The organism is Fundicoccus sp. Sow4_D5 (genome assembly GCF_052116365.1).
In the GTDB taxonomy this organism is placed as follows: Bacteria; Bacillota; Bacilli; order Lactobacillales; family Aerococcaceae; genus Fundicoccus.
The window spans coordinates 68,072-84,448 of sequence record NZ_JBQKLF010000003.1 but is presented as its reverse complement, the minus strand read 5'-3'; the positions used below and the strand labels follow the sequence as shown (position 1 = coordinate 84,448).

13 protein-coding genes are annotated in these 16,377 nt (G+C 41.8%); all 13 read left to right on the top strand.

All coding sequences use genetic code 11. The annotated features are described in order from the left end of the window. Positions 1 to 458: 458 nt before the first annotated feature. The 13 genes from ACTQ45_RS05775 to phnE all read left to right on the top strand — a co-directional run bounded on the left by ACTQ45_RS05775 (position 459) and on the right by phnE (position 16,367). Positions 459 to 1,202, top strand: coding sequence for a MurR/RpiR family transcriptional regulator (locus ACTQ45_RS05775; RefSeq protein WP_441763187.1), 744 nt, complete (start codon positions 459 to 461; stop codon positions 1,200 to 1,202). A 138-nt stretch (positions 1,203 to 1,340) separates the two neighbouring features. Next, a complete protein-coding gene (locus ACTQ45_RS05770) occupies positions 1,341 to 2,783 on the top strand; it encodes a 6-phospho-beta-glucosidase (RefSeq protein ID WP_441753556.1) in 1,443 nt (480 codons plus the stop codon). Next, positions 2,780 to 4,888 (top strand): glycoside hydrolase family 3 N-terminal domain-containing protein, encoded by a 2,109-nt coding sequence (locus tag ACTQ45_RS05765; RefSeq protein ID WP_441753507.1) that lies wholly within the window; start codon positions 2,780 to 2,782, stop codon positions 4,886 to 4,888. Before ACTQ45_RS05770 ends, ACTQ45_RS05765 begins: the two co-directional genes overlap by 4 nt. A 63-nt stretch (positions 4,889 to 4,951) precedes the next feature. After that, positions 4,952 to 5,998 carry a LacI family DNA-binding transcriptional regulator gene (locus ACTQ45_RS05760; protein ID WP_441763264.1) on the top strand — a complete coding sequence of 349 codons (1,047 nt, stop codon included), beginning with the start codon at positions 4,952 to 4,954 and terminating at the stop codon, positions 5,996 to 5,998. A 216-nt stretch (positions 5,999 to 6,214) separates the two neighbouring features. Next, positions 6,215 to 7,087: an ABC transporter permease gene (locus tag ACTQ45_RS05755; protein ID WP_441753553.1), complete on the top strand. Its 873-nt coding sequence runs from the start codon at positions 6,215 to 6,217 to the stop codon at positions 7,085 to 7,087. 12 nt (positions 7,088 to 7,099) lie between these two features. Continuing rightward, positions 7,100 to 7,975: a carbohydrate ABC transporter permease gene (locus ACTQ45_RS05750; RefSeq protein ID WP_441753505.1), complete on the top strand. Its 876-nt coding sequence runs from the start codon at positions 7,100 to 7,102 to the stop codon at positions 7,973 to 7,975. Positions 7,976 to 8,049: 74 nt separating this feature from the next. Beyond that, on the top strand, positions 8,050 to 9,699 hold the full coding sequence (locus ACTQ45_RS05745) for an ABC transporter (protein WP_441763186.1): 1,650 nt from the start codon (positions 8,050 to 8,052) through the stop codon (positions 9,697 to 9,699). Between the two features lie 47 nt (positions 9,700 to 9,746). After that, positions 9,747 to 10,361, top strand: a complete 615-nt coding sequence (locus ACTQ45_RS05740; protein ID WP_441763185.1) for a DUF624 domain-containing protein — start codon at positions 9,747 to 9,749, stop codon at positions 10,359 to 10,361. Between the two features lie 8 nt (positions 10,362 to 10,369). Continuing rightward, positions 10,370 to 11,323 (top strand): ROK family protein, encoded by a 954-nt coding sequence (locus ACTQ45_RS05735; protein ID WP_441763184.1) that lies wholly within the window; start codon positions 10,370 to 10,372, stop codon positions 11,321 to 11,323. Positions 11,324 to 11,874: 551 nt separating this feature from the next. Next, positions 11,875 to 12,459, top strand: a complete 585-nt coding sequence (locus ACTQ45_RS05730; RefSeq protein WP_441753499.1) for a YczE/YyaS/YitT family protein — start codon at positions 11,875 to 11,877, stop codon at positions 12,457 to 12,459. Between the two features lie 1,011 nt (positions 12,460 to 13,470). Beyond that, positions 13,471 to 14,496, top strand: coding sequence for a phosphate/phosphite/phosphonate ABC transporter substrate-binding protein (locus tag ACTQ45_RS05725; protein ID WP_441753498.1), 1,026 nt, complete (start codon positions 13,471 to 13,473; stop codon positions 14,494 to 14,496). Between the two features lie 261 nt (positions 14,497 to 14,757). Next, positions 14,758 to 15,531, top strand: coding sequence for a phosphonate ABC transporter ATP-binding protein (gene phnC / locus ACTQ45_RS05720; RefSeq protein ID WP_441753496.1), 774 nt, complete (start codon positions 14,758 to 14,760; stop codon positions 15,529 to 15,531). After that, positions 15,531 to 16,367, top strand: a complete 837-nt coding sequence (phnE, locus tag ACTQ45_RS05715; protein WP_441763183.1) for a phosphonate ABC transporter, permease protein PhnE — start codon at positions 15,531 to 15,533, stop codon at positions 16,365 to 16,367. Before phnC ends, phnE begins: the two co-directional genes overlap by 1 nt. The last annotated feature ends 10 nt before the right edge of the window (positions 16,368 to 16,377 follow it).

Sequence of the window (16,377 nt, the reverse complement as noted above, 5' to 3'; positions counted from 1 at the left end):
AGTGTTCTGTCTGAATCGTCGTGCTCTTGTAGAGCACGACTCTGCATGGGATTACTCAAGAGAAATCTGTGGAACGAAAAGGCGACGTGTCACCTGATGACACGCGTTTTAGATAGGCTAGAAAGTCGTGACGTGAAGCGACACGACGTGTTTGTTCATCATTCGCATTGTTCTGGGCTCAACGGGTAGAAAATCCTGCAATTTATGGCTCATTTACTTAGCAATATGGGAAAAGACGGCGTGTCACCTGATGACACGCGTTTTAGATAGGCTAGAAAGTCGTGACGTGAAGCGACACGACGTGTTCATTCATACCTCTTTATTGAAGACTTGCTTGTTTCAGTAGCTGATAAAACAGAATAAATTGTATTAAATGCCATCCAGGTTAGTAAATAATAACGTTTTCATTTGAGCGATTTATGATAAAATAGAACTACTATACTGAAAGGTGGCCTAGCATGTCTTTTTTTAGTCAGATAGATTTTAATACTTTAACGGAAGTAGATCGAGCAATTTATCAGTTTTTACATACGAATAGCGCCAAGATAGCTTATATGCGAGTGAGAGAAGTGGCCAATGAGTCACATACGTCGGCTTCGTCAGTGATGCGTTTTATCCGAAAAATGGGTTATGAAAGTTTTTCGGAATTTAAAAATGATTTTAAAGTAGAGGAGAATCACACGGCTTTAAACTATTATGGGCCAGATTTACTAGCAGCTGAAAATTTTCCTGACGATTTATCAACTAAACTAGATCTCATCTCTGATTTGATTGTACCTGCTGAAAATGTGATTTTCTGTGGTGTCGGTGCATCGGGTAACCTATGTGAATACGCTTCGCGCCGGTTAGCCTCGATTGGTTATAACACATTCGCTCTAACAGACTTTACCTATCCGGTAACCTCTAAATTGAGAAATACGGCAGATAATGTGCTGATACTCCTATCCGTATCTGGTACAACGACAGAAGTAGTGGAAGTGGCCAATACCTTCCACGAGATACTCGACTGTGTCACGGTAGCGGTGACGAGTCAGTCTACGAGCTCTTTAGCATTAATGACCGATCATTTGCTGGATTATAAAGTAAACGTCAAAAAATTTAATAAACATGAGGATTATACGAGTCAACTGCCAGTTCTATACTTAATGGAATTGTTGATTGACCTTGTCAAGGAGAAAACAGAGTCAGACTTTGGTACGTAGTGTACCAGGCTGACTCTTTTATTATTTTACCGGTACGTGTACCGTGATGCTTGAAACCCCTTCCAATAAAAACGTTTTTATTTTATGATGATGATGCAAAGTTAAGAGAGCAGGTGAATATTTGTGAGAGAAAGACCAATGCCCACAGAATTTCTTTGGGGTGGAGCGGTTGCCGCTCATCAGATTGAAGGAGCATGGCAAGCCGACGGTAAAGGAATGAGTATTGCGGATGTGTTAACGGCAGGCAGTCACACGACAGCACGTCAAATTACAGACGGTGTACTGGCTAACGAGTATTATCCTAATCATGAAGCAATTGATTTTTATCATCGTTATCCAGAAGATATCCAGTTGTTAAAAGAACTAGGCTTGAAGGCTTTTAGAACTTCGATTGCTTGGTCGCGGATCTTCCCGTTGGGAGATGAAAGTGAACCAAATGAAGCGGGATTAGTATTTTATGACAAATTGTTTGACACGTTGCTAGAGAATGGTATTGAGCCAGTCATAACCTTATCGCATTTTGAAATGCCCTATCATTTAACGCAAGCTTATGGTGGTTTTCGCGATAAGCGTGTCATCGACTACTTTGTCCGTTTTGCAGAAGTTGTGCTGAAGCGTTACAAAGAAAAAGTGACCTACTGGATGACTTTTAATGAAATCAATAATCAAGCGGATGGGCAACATGCTTTACATACGTGGACGAATTCGGGAATTGTCTTGGAGCCGCATGAACGAGCGGAAGAAGTCATTTTTCAAGCGGGGCTCAACGAATTGATTGCGAGTGCGAAGGCAATTAATGTGGCTCGAGAGATTAATCCAGAGTTTAAGATGGGCTGTATGATGGCTTATGTGCCGGTTTACCCCTCAACGAGCGCCCCTAATGATCAACTAGCAGCTTTGAAAGTAATGGACAGACGCTTTTTCTATAGCGATGTACATGTGCGAGGAGAGATTCCGGCTTATGCCTTAGCTAAGTGGGAACGCGAAGGATATAACATTGAGTATAGCTTAGCTGAATTAGACGAATTAAAAAGTGGGACCGTTGATTATATTGGGTTTAGTTATTATATGTCGAATGCAGTCACGACGGTGGATGAAGTGGCGAATGAGCGACATGCTTATCCAGCCAGTGAATATCCCAATACACGCGTGGTCAACAACCCTTACCTCAAGAGTAATGATTGGGGCTGGCAAATTGATCCAACGGGTTTACGTTATATCTTAAACGTGCTTCATCAACGTTATAATTTGCCACTATTTATTGTTGAAAACGGCTTTGGCGCCTATGATAAAATCGAGGCTGACGGTAAGATTTATGATCCTTACCGCGTCAATTATTTAAAGCGGCATATTGAACAAATGCAACTAGCGATTCAAGTCGACGGGGTTGAGGTCATCGGTTATACGCCTTGGGGCGTGATTGATATTGTCAGCTTTGGTTCTGGAGAAATGGAAAAACGCTATGGCTTTATTCATGTCGACAAAGATAACCAAGGCAATGGTAGTTTGAAACGAACAAAAAAAGAATCATTTGCTTGGTATCAAGCAGTTATTAAACACAATGGAGTGATCGATAAGTGAAGAAAAGTCAATTAACAGACATTCTAGGTCGCTTGACCTTAGAAGAAAAGGTGGGGCAATTAGTTCAATTAGGTCCAATGTTCTTTTCTGAAGGCGGAGAAGTCACTGGTCCAATGCAAGCAATGGATATGACCAAAACTGAACTGTATCAAATCGGTTCAATACTTGGAACGCATACTAAAGAAGAAGTCATTAATATTCAAGAAACCTATTTAGCCAATGCGACTCACGGCATTCCCCTGATGTTTATGGCGGACGTGATTCACGGTTACGAAACGATTTTCCCAATACCACTGGCTTTAGCCAGTTCATTCGATCCCAAACTAGTGAAGCGAATGGCGAGCTTGTCAGCTGAGGAAGCAACTGCGGCTGGCGTTAACGTGACATTCTCGCCAATGGCCGATTTAGTGCGCGATGCGCGTTGGGGACGGGTTTTGGAAAGTAATGGGGAAGATCCTTTGCTCAGCTCACTCTTGACGAAAGCTTATGTTGAAGGCTACCAAGGCGATTCACTCTTGGATCCCAAAACGCTAGCGGCTTGTGTGAAGCATTTCATTGGCTACGGCGAAGCAGAAGGCGGTCGTGACTATAACACAGTCGATATGTCTGATTTAGTGCTTTACCAAAACCACTTACCAGCTTTTAAAGCAGCAATTGAAGCCGGCGTCAAATTGGTGATGACGTCATTTAATACGATTCGTGGCGTACCTGCTTCAGGCAATAAATGGTTATTACAAGATGTGTTGCGCCGTGACCTTGGCTTTGAAGGACTGATTATTTCGGATTGGGCCTCGATCCACGAATTAATTAACCATCGTGTAGCCGCCGATAAAAAGGACGCTGCCTATAAGGCTGCCAATGCCGGTGTTGAAATTGACATGATGACGGACAATTACCAGCATCATCTAGTCGATTTAGTCAAAGAAGGTCTGATATCACAAGACTTCATCGATTCAGCCGTGCGGCACGTATTAGAATTGAAGAATGACTTAGGCTTGTTCGAAGACCCCTACCGCTCTGTCAAGAATATGACTTCAGATAGCGTGCGTGACTTACAAGCAAGCCTTCGTCAAGCGAGTCGAGAGATTGCGAGCCAGTCAATGGTCTTATTGGAAAACAAAGACAACTTGTTACCACTGAAACCAGCAGATAAATTAGCGCTAATTGGCCCGCTTGCGGAGTCGAACGATTTACTAGGCGCTTGGTCATGGATTGGTAAACCACAAGACAGCATCACTATTGCGACTGGTCTACAAGCCCAAAGCAAGCAAGTAGAAATAATTAAAGAACGTCATGAATATGTGAAGTTAAAGTACGTCGATAAAGTGATTGTGGCCTTAGGAGAGCATTCTGAGGAAACAGGGGAAGGAGGCAGTAAGACACACATTAGCTTGCCACAAGATCAACTGGACTTACTAAAAGAAGTTTACAAATGGAATCAGAATATTGTCCTTGTCTTAATTAATGGACGGCCGCTTGATTTAACACAAGTGCAACAATATAGCAGTAGCATTCTAGAAGCGTGGTTTCCTGGTTCTGAAGCTGGCCATGCGATTGCGGATGTTTTATTTGGACACGTCAATCCATCAGGGAAATTACCAATGAGCTTCCCGCGTAGTGTCGGTCAATTACCGATTAGCTACAATATGTTATCGACTGGGCGTAAAATTAATGAACATAATCATACGCAAAAATATGTTTCCAAATATTTAGATAACGAAAACACACCATTGTATCCATTTGGTTATGGTTTAAATTATAGCGATATTCGTATATCAGAGGTGACTTTACAAGTCGATGACCAAGCAGTGACTGTCAACTATACGTTAACCAATCACTCGCAAATGGCTGGTCAAGAAGTCGTTCAATTATATATTAAAGACGTCTTCACAGAAATTGCCCGTCCTGAAAGGGAATTGAAAGCTTTTGAGAAAGTTGTTTTAGCAGCAGGCGAAAGTAAACAACTAAGTTTAACAATTAGCGACAAGGACATTGCTTACTACCATAGCGACTTAAGTGAAAGCGCTGATTCAGGTGCCATTGAATTGTATTTAGGCTTAGATAGTGACGCACCGCTGATAGGTGTTTGGGACTACAAAGGCTAAGTTTAGAGTTATCAAGTAGGCACCATTCAGCCGAGCGATGTACGAGGCGAACACAATCACACAATCGCGCGACCATACACCCAAATAAAATTATTTAGCCAAAGGAGTGATAATATCAAGAAGGTATCTATAAGAGAAGTTGCCAAGGAAGCAGGCGTTTCTATCTCGACTGTTTCCAAGGCTTTGAATGATGTTGATGTTGTCACGCCTTTGACTAAACAGAAAGTGTTAGCGGCGGCAGAAAAATTAAATTATGTGCCCAATATGATGGGTAAACAATTGAAATTGGGTCAAACAAAAGTGATTGGTTTTTATACACGCAGTATTGAAGCGCCATACTTCAGTTCGATTGCGGACGTGATCGCTCATGAAGTGGGGAAACATGGATATAACTTGAATATCTTTATGTCGTCAAATAAGCAATTCGTCATGACTAATATTCTTGGCAATATGGTGGATGGCCTCATCGGTTTCGAAGAATTACTGACCGAAGAAGATTTGCGAACCTTGCAGAAACGTAATGTAAAAGCCGTCTTTATTGACCGTAATATCAAGTCGGAAACGATGGGCAGTGTGGTCTTTAATTCTAATCAAGCGGCGCGGCAAATGACTGAGCATTTAATTGAACTGGGGCACCGACAAATAGGGTTTATCCGCAGTCACGAAGGGGTCTATGATAGTCAAGAGCGTTTAAGAGGTTACCAAATGGCTATGCAAGCCGCCGGTATTGCCATTAAAGAAGAAGATATTTTGCGAGGTAATTTCTCTGAAGCGGATACGCAACGAGTGTTAACAGACTATTTAAAGCGCAAGCAACAGTTACCGACGGCTTTTGTGGCCGGCAATGACTTGAGTGCGATTGGAGCGATTAAAGCTTTTAAACGGTTTGGCTACCGAGTACCTGAAGATGTCAGTGTGACAGGCTTTGATAATATCGCGGTGCTCGAATATTTCACACCCGGTTTGACGACTTTCGATAATCCAATCGAATTACAAGGTAAGACCGCAGTGGCCCATTTGATTGATTTAATGGAAGGTAAAGCAAAAGGTGAAGTCTTTGAGTTAGCGGGGGAGATGGTGATGCGTAATTCCACGCGAGCTTTAAAGTAGCTAACAGCGCAGGAGCCGCTAGTGTAGTGGATGCTTCTTCGTAGGAGATGACTGTTGCGAGCGTGTTTGGGCAGTGAGGCTGTGGGTGTCTGCCGCTAATTGGGGACTTATTTTTTCTAAAGGATTTTTAAAAGGAGGTTGTGCGTGTTGGCTAGTCAAAGTGAAGCGCGTGAAGCGAAGCGTCAGAAACGTTGGAGTCGCTTGAAGAATCAGAGTATGTATCAGTTGATGGTTTGGCCGGGTGTTCTGTTGTTAATTGTGTTCAATTTTATTCCGATGTACGGTATTATTATTGCTTTTAAGGATTATTCAGTTTTGGGGACGATTGCTGAGGCTGATTGGGTTGGTTGGATGTATTTCGAGGAGTTTTTATCTGATCAGATGTTCTGGAATGTGATGCGTAATACAGTGGGGATTAGTTTTTTCAAGATGTTAATTGGTTTTCCGGCTGCGATTTTGTTGGCGGTTATGATTAATGAGTTGGTGAATCAGCGTTTGAAAAAGTTAGTTCAGACGGTTTCGTATTTACCGCATTTCTTGTCTTGGGTAATTTTGGGTGGAATGTTTATTACTTGGTTGTCTGAGACGGGTTTGGTTAATAATATTCTGATGGATTTGAGTTTAATCGAGAAACCGATTCGTTTTCTGACGGATCCTGATAAGTATTGGGCGATTGCGGTGATTTCAGATATTTGGAAAGAGATTGGTTGGAATACGATTTTGTATATTGCGGCCATGACGGGAATTAATCCGGCGCTGTATGAAGCGGCTAAAATTGATGGCGCTACCAAATTGCAGCAGATTTTCAAAATTACGATTCCGTCGATTCGTCATATTATTGCATTGACGTTTGTCTTGAATGTGGGGGGCTTGTTGGGTTCTAACTTGGATCAGACGTTAGTGCTTCAAAATTCAGTCAACTATCAAGCGAGTGAGGTCATCAATTCCTATGTGTACAAGATGGGGATTCAAATGGGTGACTTTAGTTATGCGACCGCGGTTGGTCTATTCGTGTCTGTTTTCTCACTTATTTTAGTGGTGTTAAGCCACTGGTTCACTAAGAAACTTAGTGACGAATCAGTATTCTAGGAGGTGGCAATGATGAAAAACAATTTTTCGAAAGATGAGAAGGTCTTTAATGTGATCAATGTGGTGTTCATGATTTTCTTCTTGGCTATTATTGCCTTGCCTTTATGGAATATTGTGGCTTTATCCTTTAATGATGCGACTGACGCGATTAAAGGTGGCATTTATTTCTGGCCGAGAGCTTTTTCACTCGAAAGTTATTATACGGTGTTTGAGGATCCAGCGATTTATAAGGCGTTTGTGATTTCAGTGATGAAGACGGTCATTGGGGTTGTGTTGCATACGGTGCTGAACGCTTTGGTGGCTTACGGGATGTCGCGTAAGGATTTAATCGGGCGCAAGCTTTATATGCAAATGGGGATTATCGCAATGTTTGTTAATGGCGGGATGATTCCAACCTTTTTACTATTCAAGAATTTAGGTTTATTAAATAATTTCTGGGTCTACATTATTCCTGTCTTGTTTTCTTTCTATGACATGGTAATTATGATGAACTTCTTCAGAGGGATTCCGTATTCTCTAGAAGAATCTGCCATGATGGACGGCGCAAACCCAATGACCATCTTTATCAAAATAATACTGCCGCTGTCCTTGCCAGTAATGGCGACAATCGCTCTATTCCATGGGGTGTATCAGTGGAATGATTATATGGTGGCAAATATTTATGTCGACAATCGTGATTTATATCCCTTGCAAATGTTACTATACCGCATTGTGTCGGAAAATCTCTCGCCTGCTGTTGCAACTGGTACCAATGTCGTTCGCAATACGACTTCACAATCTTTACAACTGGCTACAATGGTTGTAACGACAGTGCCTGTTGTTGTCATTTACCCGTTCCTGCAGAAATACTTCATACAAGGCATGACCTTGGGGGGTGTCAAAGAATAACCTTTCCATCGATTTTTATTTGTTTTTCGCTAGACACGGCTTTTACTACTATGAATTTTAAGGAGAATCTATCAATGAAATTTAAACAGATGATGAATAAAATGAGTGTTGGTTTCTTATCCGCCGCTTTACTTGCAACGTCAATTACAGGAACATTAGCAAATGTTAGTGCCATGTCGGTGGACGACTTACCAGAATCACGTTTTGAAGTTGATCCAACGGTACCTAGCTGGCAGAATGATACGGAAACACCGGCTCAATTAACTTGGTATGTTAACTTTGACTGGTATGCACAGCCAGGTTGGGGTGTCGATACAGTCACAGCTAAAATTAAAGAAGACATGAATATTGAAGTTGAATTTATTTCTGGTAATGATGAAAACTTAAACACGATGCTTGCGGGTGGCGACTTGCCTGATTTGATGACCTTTGATAAAAACTTATCCGTGGCTTCAGAAGCTGACAAATTTGCGCTACCATTAAACGTCTTGTCTGACAAATATGATCCTTATTTTATGGCCGAAGCAGCTAAGCCTGAAACCCTACAATGGTATACACAAGAAGACGGTAATATTTATGGTTACCCAAGTTTTTCAACAACAGAAAAAGATTATGAAGATGGCAACATCTTTGGCGACCAAGTCTTCATCGTGCGTCAAGATATTTATGAAGCAATTGGTAGTCCAGATATGACGACTCCGGAAGGTTTCTTGCAAGCATTACGTGATGCCAAAGCGCACATGCCTCAATCTGATGATGGTGCTGATTTAGTGGCGTTTGGTTCAACCGCTGTTGATATTGCTAACGGTGGGGATGGTGCTTGGGGTGGTATTTTACAAGACTTCTTAAACATTCCACCAACTGTCGACGGACAAGTCAATGACCGTGATAGCGACGAAGATTACATCGCTTGGTTAGAAACACTACGTCAAGCTTACAGTGAAGGCTTTATTACCGATGACCAATTTTCTGACAATGATAACACTATGAAAGAAAAATTAGGTCAAGGTCGCTACTTCGCCTACTTACACACAAATACAAAAGGCTTGAACGAGTTCATGTCTGACAACAATGCACGTAACCCTGAACAAATGTATATTGCAGTGGATGGTCCTCAAAACGCGAATGGCGACAAACCTACGTTTTCTGGTGGTAACATCGGTGGTTGGACGAATACCTTTATCACTACCTCGACAGAAGAGCCACAAAAAGCGATGGAGTTATTAACCTACTTAGCCAGTGAATATGGTACAATGGTGGCAACTTTTGGTGTAGAGGGAGAAACATATAACTTAGTCGATGGACAAGTAGAGTATTCAGAAGAAACAGAGGCTTTAAGAAACTCAGATATTGCACGTTTTGACAAAGAAGTTGGTTTAGGTTCTTACTGGTTTGTCTTAGATGATAACTATGCGATTCAAATGGGTCAAAAACCGGCAACATCGATTCGTCAAATGGTTGAATGGGCGGCTGATAAAGTTGCACCACGTTTTGAAACTGAAGATATGAACCCAACCACTGGTTCTGAAGGACGTAATTTAACTCAGTTAAATATTGCCAGAGTGCAAGCGCTCGCTGCCTATATTCAAGCACCTAGTGCCGAAGAAGGTCGCCAAATTTGGGAAGATTTCCTAGCAAGTCGTGAAAACTATGGCTACAGCCAAATTTTAGAGTACCAAAACGCAAAAATTGCGGAAAACTTAGAGAAATTATCTGGAGAGTAACAAAAGTCAGCACTAACGAGTAGGTATGTTAAGGAGGAGGAAGTCAGATGTTTTCAATAGATGGTAAGCTGTATGCCTTCAGTATGCGTTTATATCGTTTAATCATTCTAAATGCATTGTTCGTTATCGGCTGTTTGCCCATTGTGACAATAGGTGCCTCGTTCACGGCACTGGTGTCGGTCACACATCATGATGAGCGCCAAATGGTTCGGGCATTTTTCAAAACTTACCGCCAGGAAATATGGGTGACCTTGCCTTATCTTTTCTTCCACTTGATGAGTGCACTTTTTATTCAGTCTTTACGCATGGCTGATACGGGGGCTTCACGGCTCCTGTATTATATCAGCCTCTGCTTTATCTTTTTCGTTTTAACGTACAATCTGAATTTATATGTTGCTCATGTTCTCCATCCAAAAACTAGTGTTTTCAAAATATTCCAGTACAGTTTTTTCCTGACAATTTGGAGTTTCTATAAAACTTTTTGGATACCTGTCATGATGGGCTTGGCAATTTGGTACCTATACCAATTGCTTGGACTGATGATTTTACTCGTCTTGTTTAGTTTACCGATTTGGTTGCACCTTTTGTTAATCGAACAGGACGCACAGCGTGTATCGGAATATTTTGTCAAATTAAAAGTGTTTAATGTGAATGGAAAGTAGGGAGTCAAATGTTTATTGGGATTGATATTGGTGGCACAAATATTAAGTATGGCCTGGTGGCAGCAGATGGAAGGATTGTGTCGAAGGGCATTATGCCGACTCGTCATGCGCAAGAGGATTTATTGGCAGACTTAGAAGGCCTCGTTAACGCTTATAAAGCCAACACGCGCAAGGAAATTTTGGGTGTAGGCATCAGCGCACCTGGTACGATTAAGGCCAACGGTTTGATGTTGACAGCAGGGGCTATTAAGCCGATGTATGGCGTGAATTTGAAGGAAGTGCTTGAAGCGCGCATCAATTTGCCGGTTAACTTGATTAATGATGGTAATGCGGTAGCGATTGCTGAGCATTGGTTAGGGAACGCAGTTGGTGTGGCGAATTATATTTGTGTCGTATTAGGCACGGGTATGGGTGGCGGGATCGTCATCAACAATCAGCTTTACAGCGGGGCTCATGGCATGGCCGGTGAGTTTGGCTATATGGTCACGCAAAGTTTGCCAGAAGATCCTACTGCCGGGATCGAGCCTCATTCTTTGAATTTTACGTCGACAGTGATTAGTGGCATCTGTACTGCTTATAATGAAGCCTTACTTTCTTCTGGAGTGCGGGATGTTGAAGTGACGATGGATGCTCGTGAAATTATGGCGCGCGCCTCAAATGGCGATGCGATTGCCCGCGGTGTGTTGGACCGCTTCTATGAAAATATCTCGATTGGTCTATTGAATTTGGTGAGTTTCTTTGATCCCGAAGTCGTCATCATCGGTGGCGGCATCAGTGCCAACGACACGTTTATTCAAGAGTTGACGCTTGCTTTTGAGAAGGTTCAGCGACGTCATGACAGTGTGGCCTTTTTAATGGGTAAGACGATTGCAGGGATCAAGCCAGCTAAGTTAACCAACGACGCCGGCATGCTCGGTGCTGTCTATCAACTTCAAAGCGTGATGGGCTTATTGAAAGCGTAGAATGTCTAGCTAGTTAAAATTAAATGAAAACGAGCGGTGGCGCTAACCTGTCTAATAGGGGAAGCCACCGCTCGTTTGTTTGTATGGGGAATCGGTGAGCAGCTAGTTGGAGGGGCGATGTTTTGAGAAGAAAGAAGTTCTGTTGTGGCTCTTAAATTTACAAGAAGCAGCCCTCATCCAGCCAGAAGCCGACGATGTTTCAAAGTGAAAGAGAGCCTCGACGCGTTAAATAAAGGAGACAAGCTGTTGTTGATATTCGCTTAGAAGGCAGTGAGTATCAGCTTTATCTTTAGGCATTGCGCAGTCCTTCGGTAAGAAAATATAAAAGTTGGCAAAAGCCACCGCATGACAACACCATTTTCGAAATAACTCCCAAACCAGAGCCAGCAAAACTCAACGTATTCCAACTATTCTAACGGGATTTTTACTAACCATTTGTTAATGCCTATGCTATAATATCGAGTTGAGAGGCAAAGTAGCCCAATAAAAAAAGACAACCCAAAGCCAAGCTAACATAAAATCATACGAATCTGAAAGAAGGTAAGAAAAGAGTGAAACAATTCTCACTAAAAACACTGGTGGTCATCTTAGGCACATTGATGATGGCAATAGGTGTCAATCTATTTATCCTGTCAGGACAAGGAGTGGACCCACTAAGCACCTTCCTCGACGGCGTCACCAAACATATCCCAGTCACACTCGGCACCATGATTAGTATCTTTAACGCAGTTGTCTTGGTCATCGTATTTATCGTTGAACGCCGTCACATCGGCATCGGAAGCTTTATCAACGGCATCTTTACCGGCATCTTCTCCAACATGCTGATGGAACCAATGCAAGCATTAAGCGAATTACCAACCATACTAGTCGTTCTTTTAGGCACGCTCATCTTCTCATTCGGAATCGCACTGTACATGAACGCCATGCTTGGCCTAGGCACCATCGAAGCCACCATGCTGATTCTAACAAGCCGCACAGGCATCGCCGCCACCAAAATCCGCACCATAATGGACTTATCCTTCATTATCGGAGGCATCTTACTCGGTGCAACCTTCGGCTACGGCTCAATTGTCAGTGCCTTATTCAATGGCAAGCTCATCGGCCTATTCTCCAACATGCTCAATAAGATAAAATAAGCAACCAATAAATCAGGACCTCGCCCAAAACTGGCAGGGTCCTATTTGGTTAGGACTAACAATTAAAATTAAAGAATCAGGCAGGCGAACTCAGCATAGTTCGACCTTTGGTGCAAGTATGCTGAACAAGTCTCTTGCGGCAATCCCAGCTGAACCATCACAGCTTTAGTCTTGGTTGACACTTTTCTAAAGATTTATCGTACTCAAGAAAGACCTCAGCTCGAATGACTCGCGTAGTAGGTTTTAATGATCCCATTCGAGAAAAAACCGTGTCCACTCAATTTCTGAAAGGGCACGGTAATAGGAAGCTTCTATTCAAAATCATTCACTCCGCAGAAATCACTCGTCAAATTCCACTTATCAAGTTATTCTGTCTTTCTTATATTTTTAGATAGTTGACTAGAATAACCGTCCATGTCACCAAACACAATAAGCTATACTCTAATATCTAACCACTAACAAAAATCGATTTCTAATCCACAAACGGTAACACTCAGAATAAATAAAGAGTTACTCATTGCATTTCGTCACGACTATTTAAAGCCGCTGGTTCTAAATTTAATCGTCGCGAACTCCCCTATGTATTTCTGATGAGGAGAGGCCGGCTGACCTTGAAAGGGGGAGAGATCTTGACCAATTCACCACAAACACAAACCTTCACTCATCATTTACTTTTAAATCTAGTTTTTTATTTCAATCTAAAAAGAAACATGCTAGAATTAAGACGAAAAGCCTTGGTATTTGTGGAAGGTATAAGAGTGAGGAGGCGTTAGGAGTATAGGAAGTTCGCGGTTTTTTTGTACACACTGTTGCAACAGACAATGACAAAGTTGTCGAAGTAATGTCCAACCATTGACCCAAGATAAAAGGTTCACTCACAGAAAATTTACTTAACTTTTACAAAGGATAAGGAAATTTACTCAAAGTTTACAATTTATTTACAAACAGATGGTATGATAGTGCTTGCAGTAAACAAGACTATATCGAAAGATATTTTGGAGGAGAAAAAATTTGAAAAAGTTTTTAGCAGTTTTTAGTTTAATCGCATTGTTAGCAGCCGGAGTACTCGCGCCAGCAGCTCAAGTTTCAGCACAAGAGGAAATTGATAAATTAACAGTGGCATTCGTACCATCACGTGACCCTGAAGATATTATCACTACAACTGAACCGTTGAAGCAATTATTAATCGACGAATTAGCAACATTAGGCTTCAATGTAGGTGAAATTGAAATTACAGTAGGAACAAGCTATGAAGCAGTAGGGGAAGCAATGTCAGCTGGAACAGCAGAAATCGGCTTAATCCCTGGTGGAACATTTGTATTATTTAGTGACGATGTTGAAGTATTATTAACATCAACACGTGCTGGTTTAGCAAAAGACTCAGAAAACCCAGCAGACTGGAACGACGGCCAAGCAACTGAAACGTCAGAAGACCAAGTGACTTACTATAAATCACTTGTGATTGCTGGACCATCTGAAAAAGGCCAAGAATTAGCAGCGAAAATTAATGCAGGCGAAGAATTAACATGGGATGACTTTAACTCAGCAAACTGGGCAGTAATGTCATCTTCATCATCATCTGGCTACATCTACCCAACTATCTGGTTGAACGAACAATTTGACAAAGGAGTATCAGACTTAGCACAAGCTGTTCAATCTGAATCATACGCATCATCAATCGCGCGTCTAGCATCAGAACAAGTTGACATAGTGGTTGGCTTTGCAGACTTACGCCGTGACTATGAAGAACAATGGGAAACAGAAATGGGCCGCGAAGCAAGCATCTGGGAAGAAACAAATGTTATCGGTGTTACACCAAACATTTATAACGATACAGTCTCTGTTTCTAAAAATGCAGAAGTTATGACAGACGAATTAAAAGAAGCGATCCAACAAGCATTCTTAAACATTGCTGAAACAGAAGAAGGTAAAGCAGTCATCGCTATCTATAGCCACGAAGGCTACCAAGAAGCAACTTCAGAAGACTACGATACTGAACGTGAAGCACAAAAAATCCTATTAGAAGGTACAAACTAAAGCCACACTCCACACCCGTACACAAATACCAAACAAGCGGCATCTACTGAAAAGTTAGATGCCCTTTTTCATATAAAAATAAGCACTCCACCAAGCTTGACGAAGACGGATTTTTTCTCATATTTTGAATGCAATTGTCGCTTTGTCATGGTAGAATGTTTACTGGTCGCATGAGGAATGGTAAGCCAGTGGTTCTGGAAGAAGGAGCCGCAAAAGGAGCCGTCTGGCCTTGGCCTAAAAACAGGAAGAAAGAGGATGTCCATGATTGAATTAAAAGGCGTTTCCAAGCGCTATGACAACGGAGTATTAGGACTGAATAATATTGATTTGACGATTGAGCAAGGCGAATTCGTTGGTATTATCGGTTTGTCAGGAGCTGGAAAATCAACCTTAATCCGTACAATCAACAAGATGATTGATACGACTGAAGGAGATTTAAAAGTGAATGGCATTGATGTCACTCAATTGAAAGGAAAGTCACTAAGACAGTTTCGTCGTCAAGTCGGTATGATTTTCCAAGGTTTCAACTTGGTAACACGTGCGAAAGTCGCAAGAAACGTACTGAATGCTTTTGTACCAGAATTACCATTCTGGCGAGTTCTTTTAGGATACTTTACAAAAGAAGAAGAGTTAACAGCATTAGCTGCCCTTGAGCGTGTCGGCATTTTAGACAAAGCTTACACACGCGTTGACCAACTATCAGGTGGGCAACAACAACGTGTAGCCTTAGCCCGTACCTTAGCCCAAAGCCCATCAATTATTTTAGCTGATGAGCCAGTTGCATCATTAGACCCTGTCACTGCAGCAGTCGTTATGAATGACTTCAAAAAGATTAATCAAGCTGACAACATCAGTATTCTAATCAACATTCACCACGTTGAATTAGCATTAGATTATTGTGACCGCATTGTGGGTATTCGTGACGGTCAGATCGTTTACGATGGCCCATCTAAAGATGTAACAGAAAGCGTCTTGGACCAAATCTATAAAGGACAAAAACCAGATCCAATCGAAGAGATGGTAGGTGAAATTTAGTGGAACCATTAAAGAAAACGCTGCGTAACCGCATCTTACCACCTAAAGAAATTACTTTACCAAATGGTAAACAAGTTTACAAGCAACGTTCGATTACACCATTCATTATTCTTTTGGTATTGATCGCGGTCTACTATTCAGTTGAATTAACAGGTTTCAAATTTTCAACCCTAGCCAAACGTGGGCACGAATTTTTCACTATTTTAATCGCAATGATTCCACCACGCTGGACATTCTTTGATTCAGTGATTGGCCCCTTGATGGACACGATTAAAATGTCCATTCTAGGAACAGTGATCGGCGCTTTATTAGCGATTCCAACCGCAATGTTGGCCTCTATCAACCTAACTCGTAATAAAGTCTTGTCAGGTGTTGTTAAGCTATTATTAAGTGTCATTCGAACGCTACCAACGTTAGTGTCAGCTTTAATTTTAACTTATATTTTTGGTTTAGGAACATTTGCTGGAACATTAGCCATCGCATTATTCACCTTCTCATTCATCGGCAAGCAACTTTACGAGCAAATCGAAACAGTTGACATGTCGCCTTATGAGGCCATGGAATCAATGGGTGCTAACCGCCTTTACAGTTTCATGGGTGCGATTCAACCGCAAGTTTTACCGAGTTTCCTATCAGTTACTTTATATACTTTTGAAGGAAATGTTCGCCACGCCGCAATCCTAGGTTATGTTGGTGCCGGTGGTTTAGGTATTATCTTGAATGAGAATATCGCTTGGCGTCAATATGACCGAGTAGGTATGATTCTCTTGACGCTCTTTGTAGCAGTAGCCGTGATTGAAACAATCAGCCGCTATCTGCGCAAGAAACTGACTTAGGGGGTGGCGT